This is a genomic window from Jeongeupia chitinilytica, from assembly GCF_014652315.1.
Classification (GTDB): Bacteria; Pseudomonadota; Gammaproteobacteria; order Burkholderiales; family Chitinibacteraceae; genus Jeongeupia; species Jeongeupia chitinilytica.
The window spans coordinates 620,298-634,522 of record NZ_BMYO01000001.1 but is presented as its reverse complement, the minus strand read 5'-3'; the positions used below and the strand labels follow the sequence as shown (position 1 = coordinate 634,522).

Below are 14,225 nucleotides of genomic sequence, written 5' to 3'. Positions count from 1 at the left end.
AAACGCCGATTCTAGACCAAAGCGATGCCGGCCGGACCGGCGGTGGCGCGAAACGCAAAACCGGCCAAATCCGCTTACGCAGCGCCTAAGCCTTGCGCAGCGGCACCCAGACCAGTGCATCGCCGTCGATCACCGCTTCGCCGCGGACCGTGCAGCGTGTCACCAGCCGCGCACGCTGTTTTTCCGGCATCAGCTCGCTCACCGTTGCACTGGCGGTCACCGTGTCGCCGATCTTCACCGGCTTGAGGAATCGCAGGTTCTGCGCCATGTAGATCACGCCCGGACCGGGCATGCGGGTGCCGATCACCGTCGACAGCAGCGACGCGGTCAGCATGCCGTGAATGATGCGGCCGCCGAAACGCGTCTCGCGCGCGAACTCCTCGTCGATGTGCATCGGGTTGTTGTCACCGGACAGGCCGGCAAACAGGACGACATCGGTCTCGGTGACCGTTTTTCGGTATTCGGCCGACAGGCCGATCGACAGGTCTTCAAAGCCGTATTGCATGTGTACCTCGGCGCAGCCGTTAGAATTGGGACAACGTATGCATATGCTGTGACAAGACGATGTTCAAGGTACTGGTTCCGGTCAAGCGGGTCGCCGATCATGCGATCCGCGTTTCTCCGCGCAGCGACGGGCTCGATGTCGACCTCGCCAACGTGCGCATGGCGATGAATCCGTTCGATGCCATCGCGCTGGAGGAGGCCGTCCGGCTCCGCGAGGCCGGGCACGCCGGCGAAATCGTTGCGGTCAGCATCGGCCCGGCCGAGGTCGAAGAGACCTTGCGGCAGGCGCTGGCACTGGGCGCGGATCGCGCCCTGCACATCGACGTGCCGCTCGCCCCGGAACCGCTGCAGGTGGCCCGGCTGCTGGCAACGCTGGCACGCAGCGAGCAGGTCGATCTGCTGCTGCTCGGCAAACAGGCGATCGATGACGACGCGAATCAGGTCGCGCAAATGTGCGCCGGCCTGCTTGGCTGGCCGCAGGCGTGCTTCGCATCGGCCATCCGCGCCGGTCATCCGGACTGGCAGGTGGAACGCGAGATCGACGGCGGGATCGAGACGGTCGAGTTTGCCCTGCCGGCAGTGATCAGCGCCGATCTGCGCCTCAATACACCGCGCTACGTGAAACTGCCGGCGCTGATGGCCGCCAAGCGCAAGACCATCGAACAGCTGGCGCCGGCGACACTGGGCATCAGCATCATCCCCCAATGCCGGCGTCTGGCGGTGGCGCATCCCCCCGCACGTCCCGCAGGCATTCGCGTGACGTCGGCCGACGAATGCGTCGCCGCGCTCGTCGCGCGCGGCGGCCTCGGTCGGGCCAATACAGCCCTTGGTACCAGACCGGCGCCGTTCGATTCATCGTCGCGCGCGCTGGTGGTCACCCATGGTGTGCCGGTGGCGGAAATCCCCGGCCTGATCAGCGCGGCGGTACGGCTGGCGGCCGACATCGACGTGCTCGCCGATCCGGCGACCGACGATGCCGTGCTGCAGGGCGCGACGCAGCGCCTGCACTGCGAGGCCGTCCCGACCGACGTCGTTGCCCTGGCGAGCTGGATTGCGGCACTGGCCCGGGACTATCGCTACGTGATCGGCGCCGCCGACAGTACGGGCAAGGACTGGCTGCCGCGCGCCGCCGCACTCGACGGCGCACAGCCCTTCAGCGACGTCATCGAGCTCGTCTCCGGCGACACCGTACGACGGGCGATCCATGCCGGCGACCTGATCGAAACGGTACAGAGCGGACAACCGCGGCAGTGGATGACGGTACGCGCAGCGGCCTTCCCGCCTGTGGCTGGTGACCTGCCGGTCCGGCGGGCGGTGTCGCCACCGGCTTCGGTAGCGACACCGCTGCTGCGTGTGCTCGGACGCCAGGCGCAGGGCGGCCTGGCGCTCAAGGATGCCCGTGCACTGGTTGCCGGCGGTCGCGCACTGGCCTCGGCGGACCGCTTCCGACTGGTGCTGCAACCACTGGCAGAACGCCTAGGGGGCGCACTGGCGGCATCGCGTGCGGCAGTCGACGCAGGTTACGCACCGAACAGCTTGCAGGTGGGCCAGACCGGGCAGATCGTGTCCCCCGAACTCTATGTCGCTGCGGGCATCTCCGGCGCAGCGCAACATCTTGCCGGCATGCGCGACAGCAAGCTGATCGTCGCGATCAACACCGACCCGGATGCACCGATGATGCGGCTGGCCGACATCGCCTGGGAGGCAGACCTGTTCGAGGCCGTGCCGGCGTTGTGCGGCGCACTCGACGCCTATTGCAGGCGCAGCACCGGGTTGTAGTCGTTGCGCGACGGCTTGAGCCGATCCGGATCGAGCCAGCGGCCGATCCATTTGAAAGTCCGCCGGTAAGCATCGTCGGTCGCGGTCTGGTTCGGCGCAATCGTCACCCCGTAGCTGGGGTCGACCGCTGCCGGTACATCCTTGCGGACACGCGTGCCGTTACCCGGCACGTCGAAATCGTGATAGGTGTCCGGATAGGTGACGAGGTGGAAGGTATCGTCGGCCACCTTCTCGGCGAGACGCTGACAGGCTTCCGCCGGTGTCCAGTCGTCGGCTTCGCCGATCAGGATCAGCGTCGGTACCGCCGGCACGTAGCGGGCGCGGCGCGCCAGCTGCGCGCACCCCGGATAGAACGCCACCGCCGTCTTGATGCCGGGCTTTTCCTTGCCGACCAGGTTCAGCAGCGTCGTCGCACCGTTGGACCAGCCGAGGGCTCCGACACGATTGGCGTCGATCTCCCGGCGCAGCTTGAGCCAGTTGACCGCACGTTGCGCATCGTCGACGCGCTGCTGCACATTCACCCTGCGTTCGCTGGCCGGTACCGTGCACTGTTCCCGCAGACCGCGGTTGCTGAAACTGTCGAGCAGCAGTACGCCATAGCCGAGTTCCTGCAGCAGACTCGCCATGCGCGCATGGCGTACGGTCAGCACGCCGGGCCTGCTCCACAGGCCGCCACAGCCGTGCAGCAGCAGCATGGCCGGTGCGCGCTGGGCGCCGTTCGGTGGCGGGAAATACTCGCCCGTGAGAGTGGTACCGTTCGAGCCACCGAACGCGACCGGAACCGCGAACGCCGGGATCGGGGCGAGCAGCAGCAGGCCCCACAACAGGGATTTGATGACGTCACGCACTTGAATGGACAATCCCGAATCTGCCTTCACAGCCAATACCGCATCGGCGCCGGAAATGGCCCCGAAAAACGTCGCAATGTAGCACAGCGCCGGCCGCAGGCCCAACCGCGACCGCATTCCTGACAGACGTAGACCCAAGCAGCAAGGATGCTGGTAGCATGCCAGCAACAGTCAACCCTGAGCCGATCATGAGTGACACACTGAGCTACGAATTCTCGGACAACGGTGTGGCAACGGTGACGTTGCACGCGGACGGCACCCAGACCGTCAACGAAATCCTCATTGCCGAGCTCACGGCCTGCCTGACGGCATTGTCCCAGAATGCACGCCTCCGCGCTGTAGTGCTCAAGGCACAAGGCAGCGACTTCTGTACCGGCCAGGACGAACGCTGGCAGGCCAGGATGCTCGAACATGACCAGGACCACCATTTCGACGAAGCGCTCGAACTGGCGCGGCTGCTGCAGCTGGTCGACCGGATGCCGGTGCCGACGATTGCCCGTGTCCACGGTCAGACCGTCGGCGTCGGCGTCGGACTGATTGCCTGTTGCGACCTGATCGTTGCCCACCGCGACAGCCGTTTCGCCGTGCCCGACGTCCGCGCCGGTCTGGTGCCGGCGATGATTGCCCCCTACCTGGTTACCCAGATCGGCGTGAGCGCCGCGCGGCGCTATCTGCTGACCGGCGAGCATTTCAGTGCCCAAACCGCGCAACAGATCGGTCTGGTCCATGAGCTCGGCAACGACGCGGCCGAGATCGAGCAATGGTGCGACATCTGGCTCGCCGCCGTTCTGCAGAACGGCCCGCATGCCTTGTTGACGGCCAAACGGCTGATTGCATCGGTCGCGCACCGGCCGATCGACGACGCCATGAACTCGGATCTGGCGCACCGTCTGGCCCACCTGCACCGTCATCCCGAAGCCGAGGAAGGCATACGCGCGCAGCTCGAATCGCGGCTGCCGCGCTGGCGTTCGACGTAAAAATAAGAACGGCGGGTTTCCCCGCCGTTTTGTTTGCCGAAGCGCTTACTGCGCAGGCTTGGCCTGCAGTGCCCGACCGTACTCGATCTTTGCCGACTTCCGCAGGCTGTCGATGTAGTTCGCAATCTCGACCTGCCCATACATCTGACCAAGTCCCTCGCGCATGCGTTGCAGCAGTTGCGGGTCCAGCTGCGGTGCCGGGGTCGACTTCTCGACGCGGAACAGGACATAACCCTGTTGCGGCACGACATTGCCGACATAAGCCGGCAGCTTGTCCGCCGGCGCACGGAACACCGCATTCAGTGTTTGCGGATCGATGCCGCGCTGCTCGCCACGATTGAGCTCGCCACCCGGTTGCCAGTCGGCGGCAACGGTCTCGCCCTTCTGCAGCGCGGCCAGCTTGCGCGCGCCGTCGTCCTGGGCCAGCTTCAGTGTCTTTTCCTGCTTGAGCTTGGCCGACAGCTCCGCCGATACGGTCGCCAGCGGCGGTACCGCTGCCGGTTTGTGCTCGACGATGCGCGCCGACACCACTGTACCCGGCGCCACTTCGATCGCTTCGGTATTGTGTTTGCCCTTCAGGACGTCGTCGCTGAACACCGCGTCAAACAGCTTCGGATTGTTCAGTTGCGGATCCTGCGCGCCCTGGCGGGTCACCCAGCCGCTCTGTTGCACCTGCAACTTGAACTGGTCCGCGGCCGGCTGCAGGCTGCTGCCCTGCTGGTAGACGACTTCGTTGAATTTCTCCAACTGGCTCTGGAACGTGGTCTGCGCCTTCTGCAGCTTGAGCTTCTGCTCGATCTCCGGCTTCAGGTCGGCCAGCGTACGGCCACGCACGTCTTCAAGCTTGATGATGTGGAAACCGAAATCGCTCTGCACAACGCCGCTGAGCTGGCCCTTTTCAAGCTTGAACACCGCATCGTCGAACGGCTTGACCATGGCACCGGGACCGAACCAGCCCAGATCGCCACCCTGTTCCGCCGAACCCGGATCCTGCGAATACTGCTTGGCCAGCTCGGCGAAACGAGCCGGGTTGGCACGGACGTCCTTCAGCACCGTCTCGGCTTTGGCCTTGGCTGCCGCCACCTGTTCGGCGCCGGCCCCCTTGGGAACGGCAATCAGGATGTGCGCCGCGCGGCGCTCTTCCTTGCCCAGATCGGCCTTGTGCGCGTCGAAATACTGTTGCACCTCGGCATCGCTGACGGTTTGCGCCTGAGCCAAATCGGCCTGCGACAGCACGACATAGGCCAGTTTCACCATCTCCGGCGTTTTCAGTTCCTGCTGGTGCTTGTCGTAGTACTGCTTGATCTCGGCATCGCTGACGTTGACCTGGGCAAGGTAGTTTTCCGGCTTGAGCAAGGCCACCGAGACCGTGCGCTTTTCACCCAGCAGCTTGGCCATCCGGTCCATCGTCCGTTGCGACTGGAAGTTGCCGGAAACGAAGGCCGACAGCAGCTGGCGAAGGGCAATGTCGTCGCGCAGACGTTCTTCGAACTGTGCGACCGTCATCTGCTGGGCCGCCAACAGTTCCTCATAACGCTTCGGGCTGAACTGGCCGTTTTCCTGAAAGGCAGGAATCGCCATGATGGCTTTCTGCAACTCGGCGTCGGTCGCGGCAAAGTTCTGCTTTGCAGCGGCTTGCAGCAGCAGTCTCTGCTGAACCAGCTGCTCGACGACCTTGGGTTTTTCTTCGTTCGAGACCGGACGGCCGCTGGTCGCCTGCGCCACTTCACGCTCGGTGATGCGGCTGCCGTCGACCTTGGCATAGAAGTCGTCCCCGCCTTGCATCGCGCTATAGCCGGACACACCGAAGCCAACCACCAGCCCCAACGCCACCAGGCCAAGCACGACCTGAACGGCCGTTTTGTTTTTCTGGACAAGATCAAACATGGATACGCAACTCCGCGAGAATTCGCGGAGTATGATGCCAGAACCGCACCATGCTGTCTCGAATGGCAGGGGCATCGTCGTTTCGTAGAAATGAAACGACAGAAAAGCAAAAAGCCAAGCTTTCGCTTGGCTTTTTGCTCAAATCTGGCGGAGCGGACGGGACTCGAACCCGCGACCCCCGGCGTGACAGGCCGGTATTCTAACCAACTGAACTACCGCTCCAGAAGAGAAAGCGATTATATCGTGCTTCAGAAATTTTGCAAACTTATTTTTGCTTCAATTTACTGACCAACAAATTTCGCTTTATTGGTGGGTAGTAGTGGATTCGAACCACCGACCCCCTGCGTGTGAAGCAGGTGCTCTAACCAACTGAGCTAACCACCCAACCGTTTCGTCACTGCATCAGCAGCAACGAAAGAACATCATTGTACTGCATCTTTCAGCGATTTGCCAGCCCTAAATTTCGGCTGTTTCGCTGCGGCGATTTCAATGGTTTCGCCGGTACGCGGATTGCGGCCGCTGCGGGCTTCGCGCTCGGCAACGTAGAAGGTGCCGAAACCGACCAGCGTCACTTCGTCGCCGCCTTGCAGCGCCTTGGAAATGGCTTCGATTGCAGCATCGAGCGACTTGCCAGCGGCAGCCTTGGACAGGCCTGCAGATTCAGCGATAGCGTCGATCAGTTCAGATTTATTCACTTACGTCCCCTTTCATTCTGGTTGGTTAGGTCCGGCGGGCCGATTGCTAGAGAGTTTATAGCAAGCGGCAAAAATACGTGTCAACTAGTGTTTCGTCTGATGCGAGCGGGATTGCTCGTCCTCGGAAGCTGCATTCTTGCTGACAATTTCGGTCGTGCTTTCTGCGATTTGTTCAAGCGCGACGGGCTGCCTTTCCAGCGCAAAGCCCAACACTTGATCAAACCATTTCACGGGATGAATGACAAGGCCACGTTTTACATTGTCAGGAATTTCAGACAAGTCCTTCACGTTGCCTTCCGGAATCAATACCTGCTTGATTCCGCCGCGATGCGCTGCCAGCAGTTTTTCCTTCAATCCACCAATCGGCAACACTTCGCCACGCAGGGTGATTTCACCGGTCATCGCCACGTCGCAGCGAACCGGAATATCGGTCAGCACCGACACCAGCGCCGTCGCCAGGGCAATACCGGCGCTCGGGCCGTCCTTCGGCGTCGCCCCTTCGGGCAGGTGGACGTGGATGTCCTTCTTTTCAAAGGCATCGGTGCCGATACCGAGGCGTTCGGCACGACTGCGAACGACCGAACGCGCGGCTTCGATCGACTCCTTCATCACGTCGCCAAGCGTACCGGTGCGCAGGATGTTGCCCTTGCCCGGCATCGTGACCGCTTCGATCGTCAGCAGCTCGCCGCCGACTTCGGTCCATGCCAGACCGGTGACCTGGCCGACCTGGTTCTGTTGTTCGGCAACGCCATATTCGTAACGCTTCACGCCGAGGTACTTCTCCAGCGTCTTCGGCGTGACCAGCACCTTCTTGGCCTGCGGCTTGAGCATCAGGTTCTTGACGACCTTGCGGCAGATCTTGGCGATCTCGCGGTCGAGCGAACGGACGCCGGCTTCGCGCGTGTAGTAACGCACGATGTCGCGCACTGCGGCTTCGGAAATGTCGAGTTCGCCGTCGGCCACGCCGTTGTTCTTGGTCTGTTTCGGCACCAGATACTTCAGCGCGATATTGACCTTCTCGTCCTCGGTGTAGCCGGACAGGCGGATGACCTCCATCCGGTCGAGCAGCGCCGGCGGAATGTTCAGCGTATTGGCCGTCGCCACGAACATCACGTCGGAAAGGTCGTAGTCGACTTCCAGGTAATGATCGCTGAACGCGTGGTTCTGTTCCGGGTCGAGTACTTCGAGCAGCGCCGACGACGGATCGCCACGGAAATCCTGACCGAGCTTGTCGACTTCGTCGAGCAGGAACAGCGGGTTCTTGACGCCGACCTTGGTCATGCTCTGGACGATCTTGCCCGGCATCGAACCGATATAGGTGCGACGATGGCCGCGGATTTCGGCTTCGTCGCGCACGCCGCCCAGCGCCATCCGGACGAACTTGCGGCCGGTTGCGCGGGCAATGCTTTCACCGAGCGAGGTCTTGCCGACGCCGGGCGGGCCGACGAGGCAGAGGATCGGGGCCTTGAGCTTGTCGACGCGGGTCTGCACCGCGAGATACTCGACAATGCGTTCCTTGACCTTCTCGAGTCCGTAGTGGTCGATGTCGAGCACTTCCTCGGCACCAACCAGATCCTTGCTGATCTTGGTCTTCTTCTTCCAGGGCACGCCCAGCAGGGTGTCGATGTAGTTGCGCACGACCGCTGCCTCGGCGCTCATCGGCGACATCATCTTCAGCTTCTTGAGCTCGGCATCGGCCTTTTCCCGGCCTTCCTTGCTCATGCCGGCGAGCTTGATCTTCTTTTCCAGTTCTTCCAGATCGGCGTTCTCGTCGAGCTCCCCGAGCTCCTTCTGGATCGCCTTGACCTGTTCGTTCAGGTAGTACTCGCGCTGGCTCTTCTCCATCTGCCGCTTCACGCGGCCACGGATGCGCTTCTCGACCTGCAGGATGTCGAGTTCGTTCTCGAGCTGCTTGAGCAGGTGATCCATGCGCCGGCCGACGTCGGGCATTTCCAGAATGGCCTGCTTCTGCTCGAGCTTGAGCGGCAGGTGCGCGGCCACGGTATCGGCAAGACGGCCGGCCGATTCGATCCCCGACAGCGAGGTGAGGATTTCCGGCGGGATCTTCTTGTTGAGTTTGACGTACTGGTCGAACTGCGCCAGCAGTGCGCGACGCATGGCCTCGACTTCGTGGCCTTCGTGCTCGTCACCGTCGAACGGTGTCGCGTCGGCATGGAAGTAGCCGTCTTCGTCGACCAGCGAAGTCACGGTGGCACGCTGCACGCCTTCGACCAGCACCTTGACGGTACCGTCGGGCAGTTTCAGCAGTTGCAACACCGTGGCGATGGTGCCGACCGGGTAAATGTCGGCCAGCACCGGTTCATCTTTCTGCGCATTCTTCTGCGCGACAAGCAGGATATGGCGCCCGGCTTCCATGGCCGCTTCCAGCGCCTTGATCGACTTGGGCCGACCGACGAAAAGCGGAATCACCATGTGCGGGAAGACGACGACGTCCCTCAGCGGCAGCATCGGGTACGCGGCGGATTCGGTCTGCGGCACGTGCGGCTCGGACATGTTGTTTGCCTTGAATGAGGTTGCTATGCGTTGTTCGAATAATGTGGGCGGCCCGGCGGAACTTCAACGCCCGGGCGTCCACGTTGCCCAAAGATAACCGCCCGCACAGGGCGGGCGGATACTGGATCAGGCAGCTTCGGGCTGGTCCGGCTCGTCCACCGCGCCGTAAACCAGCTGCGGTGGCGTCCCGCTGTCAATCACGGCCTTGTCGACAACGACCTTGGCCACACCCTCGAGTGCCGGCAGCTCGTACATCGTATCCAGCAGCGTCCCTTCGAGGATCGAACGCAGGCCACGGGCACCGGTCCGGCGCTCCATCGCTTTCTTGGCGATCGCAGCCAGCGCGTCGGCTTCGATGTCGAGCTCGACACCCTCCATGTCGAACAGTGCCTGGTACTGCTTGAGCAGCGCGTTCTTCGGTTCGGTGAGAATGTTGACCAGCGCGGCTTCGTCGAGCTCGTCGAGCGTCGCGATCACCGGCAGACGACCGACGAACTCCGGAATCAGACCGAAGCGCACCAGATCGTCGGGTTCGACGTCGTGCAGCACGGTGCCGAGACCGGCCTTGTCGTCCTTGCTGACGACCTCGGCGCCAAAACCGATCCCGCCCTTGACCGAGCGGTTGCGGATGATCTTCGCCAGACCTTCAAATGCGCCACCGCAGATGAACAGGATGTTCGTGGTATCGACCTGCGGCATCTCGTGATTCGGATGCTTGCGGCCGCCATGCGGCGGCACCGACGCCACGGTACCTTCGACCAGTTTGAGCAGCGCCTGCTGCACGCCCTCGCCCGACACGTCACGGGTAATCGACGGGTTTTCCGACTTGCGGGCAATCTTGTCGATCTCATCGATATAGACGATGCCGCGCTGCGCCTTCTCGATGTCGTAGTCGCATTGCGCCAGGAGCTTGGCAATGATGTGCTCGACGTCTTCACCGACGTAGCCGGCTTCGGTCAGCGTTGTCGCATCCGCGATCACGAACGGCACGTCGAGGAGCTTGGCCAGCGTCTGCGCCAGCAGCGTCTTGCCCGAGCCGGTCGGCCCGATCAACAGGATGTTCGACTTGGCGAGTTCGACGCCCGACACGGACTTGCTGCCCTTGGTCGAGAGTCGCTTGAAATGGTTGTAGACCGCCACGGCCAGAATTTTCTTGGCACGTTCCTGGCCGATCACGTACTGGTCGAGCGTGCCGCGAATCTCGGTCGGCACCGGCAGCTTCTTGCTGCCGTCGGCCGCCGTTTCGACTCCGGGCAGTTGCGTGGCCTCATCCTTGAGGATGTCGGTGCACAGCTCGATGCACTCGTTGCAGATGAACACCTGCGGGCCGGCGATGAGTTTCTTCACCTCGTGCTGGCTTTTGCCGCAGAACGAGCAGTACAGCAGTTTTTCGTTGGTCTTGTCGGTCATGGTCCCCCCTCCTTGAGGTTACGCTTCGGGGTGGATGCGCACAGCGTATCAGCAAATCACCCGGCGCCGCGCGCCGGGCGAACAAACATCGTTCAGTCGAATACTCAGGCAAGTGCCTGGCGGGAGACCAGCACGTCGTCGATCAGGCCGTAGGTCTTGGCTTCGGCAGCGCTCATGAAGTTGTCGCGGTCGGTATCGCGCTCGATCGTTTCGATCGGCTGACCGGTATGCTTGGCAAGCATTTCATTGAGCGAACGCTTGGTCTTCAGCAGCTCGCGTGCGTGGATCTCGATGTCCGACGCCTGACCGGCCAGACCGCCGATCAGCGGCTGGTGGATCATGATGCGCGAGTTCGGCAGCGCAAACCGCTTGCCTTCGGCACCTGCGGCCAGCAGGAAGGCACCCATCGATGCGGCAAGGCCGTTGCACAAGGTCGACACCTTCGGCTTGATGAACTGCATCGTGTCGTAAATCGCCAGACCGGCCGTGACCGAACCGCCGGGCGAGTTGATGTAAAGGTGGATGTCCTTGTCCGGATTTTCGCTTTCCAGAAACAGCAGCTGCGCGACGATCACGTTGGCCGTGGCATCGTTCACCGGGCCGACCAGAAAGATCACCCGCTCGCGCAACAGCCGCGAGTAGATGTCGTACGCGCGCTCACCACGACCACTCTGTTCGATCACCATCGGCACATAGCCGAGGCCTTGCGGGTCAAATTCCGATCGTTGCATGATCACCTCAAATGAGTGGGTTGTTTTCTTCGCTACCAGACGACAACGGCCGGCCGGTTGCAGCAGCGCACCCGAAGGTCACGTCTGCCGCAGCCCGGACCGGCCGCTCAGCAAGGGAGGAAACTTAGCCCTGCTGGCCCATCAGCTCTTCAAAGCTGACCGGCTTTTCAACAGCCTTGGCCTTGGACAGAACGAAGTCCACGACATTGTCTTCGAGCGCCATCGATTCCGGACCGGCCAGACGCTGGCGGTCTTCGTAGTACCAGGCGATCACGTCGGCCGGATCTTCGTAATTCTCGGCCAGATCCGCGATGATTGCCTTGGTCTGTTCCGGTTTGGCTTCCAGACCGTTGGCCTTCACCAGTTCGGCCAGCACTAGACCGAGGTGCACGCGACGCTGCGCTTGCGCTTCGAACATGGCCGGCGAGAACGGTACCAACTTGGGGTCGATGCCGCGCTGTTTCAAGTCCGCCTGGGCCTGTTCGGCCAGACGACCGATTTCCAGACCGACCAGCGACTTCGGCAGGTCGACCGGCGCCGCTTCGATCAGCGCGGTCATGACGTTTTCCTTGGCGCGGGCCTTGAGGCGGAAACGCACTTCGCGCTCGAGGTTCTTCTTCACTTCGTCGCGCATCTTGGCCACGTCGCCGTCGGCAATGCCCATGGCCTTGGCGAAGTCTTCGTTAACTTCCGGCAGCTGTGCAGCAGCGACGTTCTTGACGGTGATCGCGAACACGGCGGTTTTGCCGGCCACGTCCTTGCCGTGGTAGTCGGCCGGGAAGTTGACTTCGACGTTCTTGGTTTCGTCTTCCTTCATGCCGCGGATGCCGGCTTCGAACTCGGGCAGCATCTGGCCCTTGCCCAGCAGGAAGGCGTAGTTGTCTGCCGAGCCGCCTTCGAAGGCTTCGCCGTCGATGGTGCCCTTGAAGTCGATGATGACGCGGTCTTCATCGGCGGCAGCGCGCTCGACGCGCTCGTAACGGGTGCGCTGCTTGCGCAGGATGTCGACGGTCTTGTCGATTTCGGCATCGCCGAGGGTCAGCGTCGGCTTTTCGATTTCCTTGCCGGCGAGATCGCCGATGGCGACTTCCGGATAGACTTCGAAGGTCGCGATGAACTGGAAATCACCGTCTTCGGCCGCATCGGCCTTCGGCTCGAAACGCGGGTAGCCGGCAACCTGCAGCTTCTGTTCCTGCACGGCTTCGCCGAACGAGCGCTCGACGGTTTCGCCAAGCACTTCTTCCTGAACGCGGAAACCGTATTGCTGTGCAACGATCTTGATCGGCGCCTTGCCCGGACGGAAGCCGGCAATCTTGGCGGTCTTGGCCACGCGCTTCAGGCGGGCATCGACCTGCTTGCCGATTTCTTCACGCGGAACGGAGAAGCTGAGACGGCGCTCAAGCCCGTTCAGGGTTTCCAGTTGTGCTTGCATCGTAACCTTCCTTGGAATTTGAGTGTCGCTCGCGGCGGCGACAGGGGCCGCGATCAGGGTTCGGGGCTGGCCGTTCCGGCAGAACACCCTGGCAGTGGCCGCAACCGGCGTATGCCATTCGGATGTTCGGGTGGTGCGAGCGGAGAGACTCGAACTCTCACGTCTTGCGACGCTGGAACCTAAATCCAGTGCGTCTACCAATTCCGCCACGCTCGCAACGCCGGCGACTGAACCGCGCATCGAAGCGAGGCAGCCTGCAGACAAGCCTGCGATTATAGGGGAAAGCGCCGCCAAAAAACAAACCGCAGCCAAACGCGTGCTGCCGCCGCTTGGCCGCAACACGGCTGTGTCATACTCGCGACGACTTTCCCACCCTGTCGCCCCGTCGCCACATGCACTCCGACCACCGCTACCCGCTCGTTCGCGTCCTGATCGACGGAGATCCCGCATCGCCGGTACCACTCCGCTGGTGGGCAGGCCAAACCGGCGCCGTGGCGGCGCAGGGCGAATCGCTACCGGATGCCCTGCCCGCTGCGAACCGGCTCGAATGGCTGATCCCCCCTGCCCTTGTTGGCCTGCACGTGCCGACGCTGCCGCGCCAGTCGCCGGCCAGGCTACGCGCGCTGTTGCCGCACACGCTCGATGACGAGCTGCTGGTGCCGGTCGAATCACTGCATCTGGCAATGCAGCAGCAGGCCGACGGCCGAGTCGAGGTACGCAGTATCGACCGGACCTGGCTATCGGCATGGCTGCAACGTTTTGCTACGCTCCATCGTTCCCCCGCTGCTGCGTGGGCCTTGTCTGACCTGCTGGACCCGAGTCAGGGCGCCCAGCAACTGCCGCTGGCACCGGGCGCCCTGCTGCGCGACGACGCGGGGGATGTGGTCTGGCTCGACGATGCCGAGTTGGCCGGCACACTGATTGCCGACGCTACGGTGGTCGACCTCGATCAGCTTGCGTTGCGACAGTGCGACGGCGTCAACGTCCTGCAAGGTGCACTCGCACCGCGGGTCACGCCCCGCTTCGACTGGCGCCGCTGGCAACGGATCGGCACGCTCGCCGCGATTGCACTGGTCTTGTGGCTGACCAGCGACATCGCACGCTGGTGGCAGTTGCGCCAATCGGTCGAATCCACTCGCCAGGCCTTGCGGCAAAGCTACGCGGCGGCGTTTCCGGGCGAGCCCGTGGTCGATCCGGCATTGCAGCTGGCGAGCAAACTGCGCCAGACCGGAAAACAGGCCGACACGCTGACGGCACGACTTCAGCGGCTCGACGGTGCCGGCATCGGCGCAAGCGCGATCAGCCGCATCAGCTACCAGAACGGCCGGCTGACGCTGATGCTGACGCCGGCCGCGGCCGACACCTTCGCGGCACAACTTGCTGCTGCCGGTGAAACCTTCACCCGCGAACCGGCCGGCGCCGACCAGGTCCGGTTGCAATGGTAATGC

General features: G+C 62.9%; 11 protein-coding genes, 3 tRNA genes and 1 pseudogene. 4 read left to right on the top strand and 11 right to left on the bottom strand.

Annotation, left to right across the window (positions count from 1 at the left end; all coding sequences use genetic code 11):
- Nucleotides 1-85 precede the first annotated feature (85 nt).
- Nucleotides 86-505: a MaoC family dehydratase gene (locus IE097_RS03050; RefSeq protein WP_189458643.1), complete on the bottom strand. Its 420-nt coding sequence runs from the start codon at nucleotides 503-505 to the stop codon at nucleotides 86-88.
- Nucleotides 506-564: 59 nt separating this feature from the next.
- On the opposite strand from IE097_RS03050, the pseudogene IE097_RS19235 reads away from it, so the two are divergent.
- A pseudogene (locus IE097_RS19235) lies at nucleotides 565-1,293 on the top strand (electron transfer flavoprotein subunit beta/FixA family protein); the annotation flags it as partial.
- Between the two features lie 81 nt (nucleotides 1,294-1,374).
- A complete protein-coding gene (locus IE097_RS19230; RefSeq protein WP_373295729.1) occupies nucleotides 1,375-2,283 on the top strand; it encodes an electron transfer flavoprotein subunit alpha/FixB family protein in 909 nt (302 codons plus the stop codon).
- Here IE097_RS19230 and IE097_RS03040 read toward each other — a convergent pair.
- Nucleotides 2,256-3,143, bottom strand: coding sequence for a dienelactone hydrolase family protein (locus IE097_RS03040; RefSeq protein WP_229797394.1), 888 nt, complete (start codon nucleotides 3,141-3,143; stop codon nucleotides 2,256-2,258). The two genes, IE097_RS19230 and IE097_RS03040, sit on opposite strands and share 28 nt — an antisense overlap.
- A gap of 176 nt (nucleotides 3,144-3,319) precedes the next feature.
- Between IE097_RS03040 and IE097_RS03035 the strand changes: the two genes are divergently transcribed.
- Nucleotides 3,320-4,108, top strand: a complete 789-nt coding sequence (locus tag IE097_RS03035) for an enoyl-CoA hydratase-related protein (RefSeq protein ID WP_189458640.1) — start codon at nucleotides 3,320-3,322, stop codon at nucleotides 4,106-4,108.
- Between the two features lie 45 nt (nucleotides 4,109-4,153).
- Here the strand turns inward: IE097_RS03035 and IE097_RS03030 are convergent, their stop codons facing one another.
- The 9 genes from IE097_RS03030 to IE097_RS02990 form a co-directional block, all read right to left on the bottom strand.
- Nucleotides 4,154-5,995, bottom strand: a complete 1,842-nt coding sequence (locus IE097_RS03030) for a peptidylprolyl isomerase (RefSeq protein ID WP_189458639.1) — start codon at nucleotides 5,993-5,995, stop codon at nucleotides 4,154-4,156.
- A 145-nt stretch (nucleotides 5,996-6,140) separates the two neighbouring features.
- A tRNA-Asp gene (locus IE097_RS03025) sits at nucleotides 6,141-6,217 on the bottom strand.
- Nucleotides 6,218-6,302: 85 nt separating this feature from the next.
- Nucleotides 6,303-6,379 (bottom strand) — tRNA-Val (locus tag IE097_RS03020).
- Between the two features lie 38 nt (nucleotides 6,380-6,417).
- The gene (locus tag IE097_RS03015; RefSeq protein WP_189458638.1) at nucleotides 6,418-6,690 is read right to left on the bottom strand and encodes an HU family DNA-binding protein; all 273 of its coding nucleotides are present in this window, start codon (nucleotides 6,688-6,690) and stop codon (nucleotides 6,418-6,420) included.
- An 84-nt stretch (nucleotides 6,691-6,774) separates the two neighbouring features.
- On the bottom strand, nucleotides 6,775-9,204 hold the full coding sequence (gene lon, locus IE097_RS03010; protein WP_189458637.1) for an endopeptidase La: 2,430 nt from the start codon (nucleotides 9,202-9,204) through the stop codon (nucleotides 6,775-6,777).
- Between the two features lie 126 nt (nucleotides 9,205-9,330).
- A complete protein-coding gene (clpX, locus tag IE097_RS03005) occupies nucleotides 9,331-10,614 on the bottom strand; it encodes an ATP-dependent Clp protease ATP-binding subunit ClpX (protein WP_189458636.1) in 1,284 nt (427 codons plus the stop codon).
- Nucleotides 10,615-10,718: 104 nt separating this feature from the next.
- Complete coding sequence (gene clpP, locus IE097_RS03000) at nucleotides 10,719-11,345, bottom strand: ATP-dependent Clp endopeptidase proteolytic subunit ClpP (RefSeq protein ID WP_189458635.1); 627 nt, start codon at nucleotides 11,343-11,345, stop codon at nucleotides 10,719-10,721.
- A 124-nt stretch (nucleotides 11,346-11,469) separates the two neighbouring features.
- A complete protein-coding gene (gene tig / locus IE097_RS02995; protein WP_189458634.1) occupies nucleotides 11,470-12,777 on the bottom strand; it encodes a trigger factor in 1,308 nt (435 codons plus the stop codon).
- Between the two features lie 131 nt (nucleotides 12,778-12,908).
- A tRNA-Leu gene (locus tag IE097_RS02990) sits at nucleotides 12,909-12,993 on the bottom strand.
- A gap of 176 nt (nucleotides 12,994-13,169) precedes the next feature.
- On the opposite strand from IE097_RS02990, the gene gspL reads away from it, so the two are divergent.
- The gene (gspL, locus tag IE097_RS02985; protein WP_189458633.1) at nucleotides 13,170-14,222 is read left to right on the top strand and encodes a type II secretion system protein GspL; all 1,053 of its coding nucleotides are present in this window, start codon (nucleotides 13,170-13,172) and stop codon (nucleotides 14,220-14,222) included.
- Nucleotides 14,223-14,225: the final 3 nt, after the last annotated feature.

Bases quoted from the DNA above. Each gene is read 5' to 3' on its own strand.
- IE097_RS03050 (WP_189458643.1), bottom strand. From the start codon at position 505: ATGCAATACGGCTTTGAAGACCTGTCGATCGGCCTGTCGGCCGAATAC.
- IE097_RS03035 (WP_189458640.1), top strand. From the start codon at position 3,320: ATGAGTGACACACTGAGCTACGAATTCTCGGACAACGGTGTGGCAACG.
- IE097_RS03030 (WP_189458639.1), bottom strand. From the start codon at position 5,995: ATGTTTGATCTTGTCCAGAAAAACAAAACGGCCGTTCAGGTCGTGCTT.
- lon (WP_189458637.1), bottom strand. From the start codon at position 9,204: ATGTCCGAGCCGCACGTGCCGCAGACCGAATCCGCCGCGTACCCGATG.
- clpX (WP_189458636.1), bottom strand. From the start codon at position 10,614: ATGACCGACAAGACCAACGAAAAACTGCTGTACTGCTCGTTCTGCGGC.
- clpP (WP_189458635.1), bottom strand. From the start codon at position 11,345: ATGCAACGATCGGAATTTGACCCGCAAGGCCTCGGCTATGTGCCGATG.
- tig (WP_189458634.1), bottom strand. From the start codon at position 12,777: ATGCAAGCACAACTGGAAACCCTGAACGGGCTTGAGCGCCGTCTCAGC.
- gspL (WP_189458633.1), top strand. From the start codon at position 13,170: ATGCACTCCGACCACCGCTACCCGCTCGTTCGCGTCCTGATCGACGGA.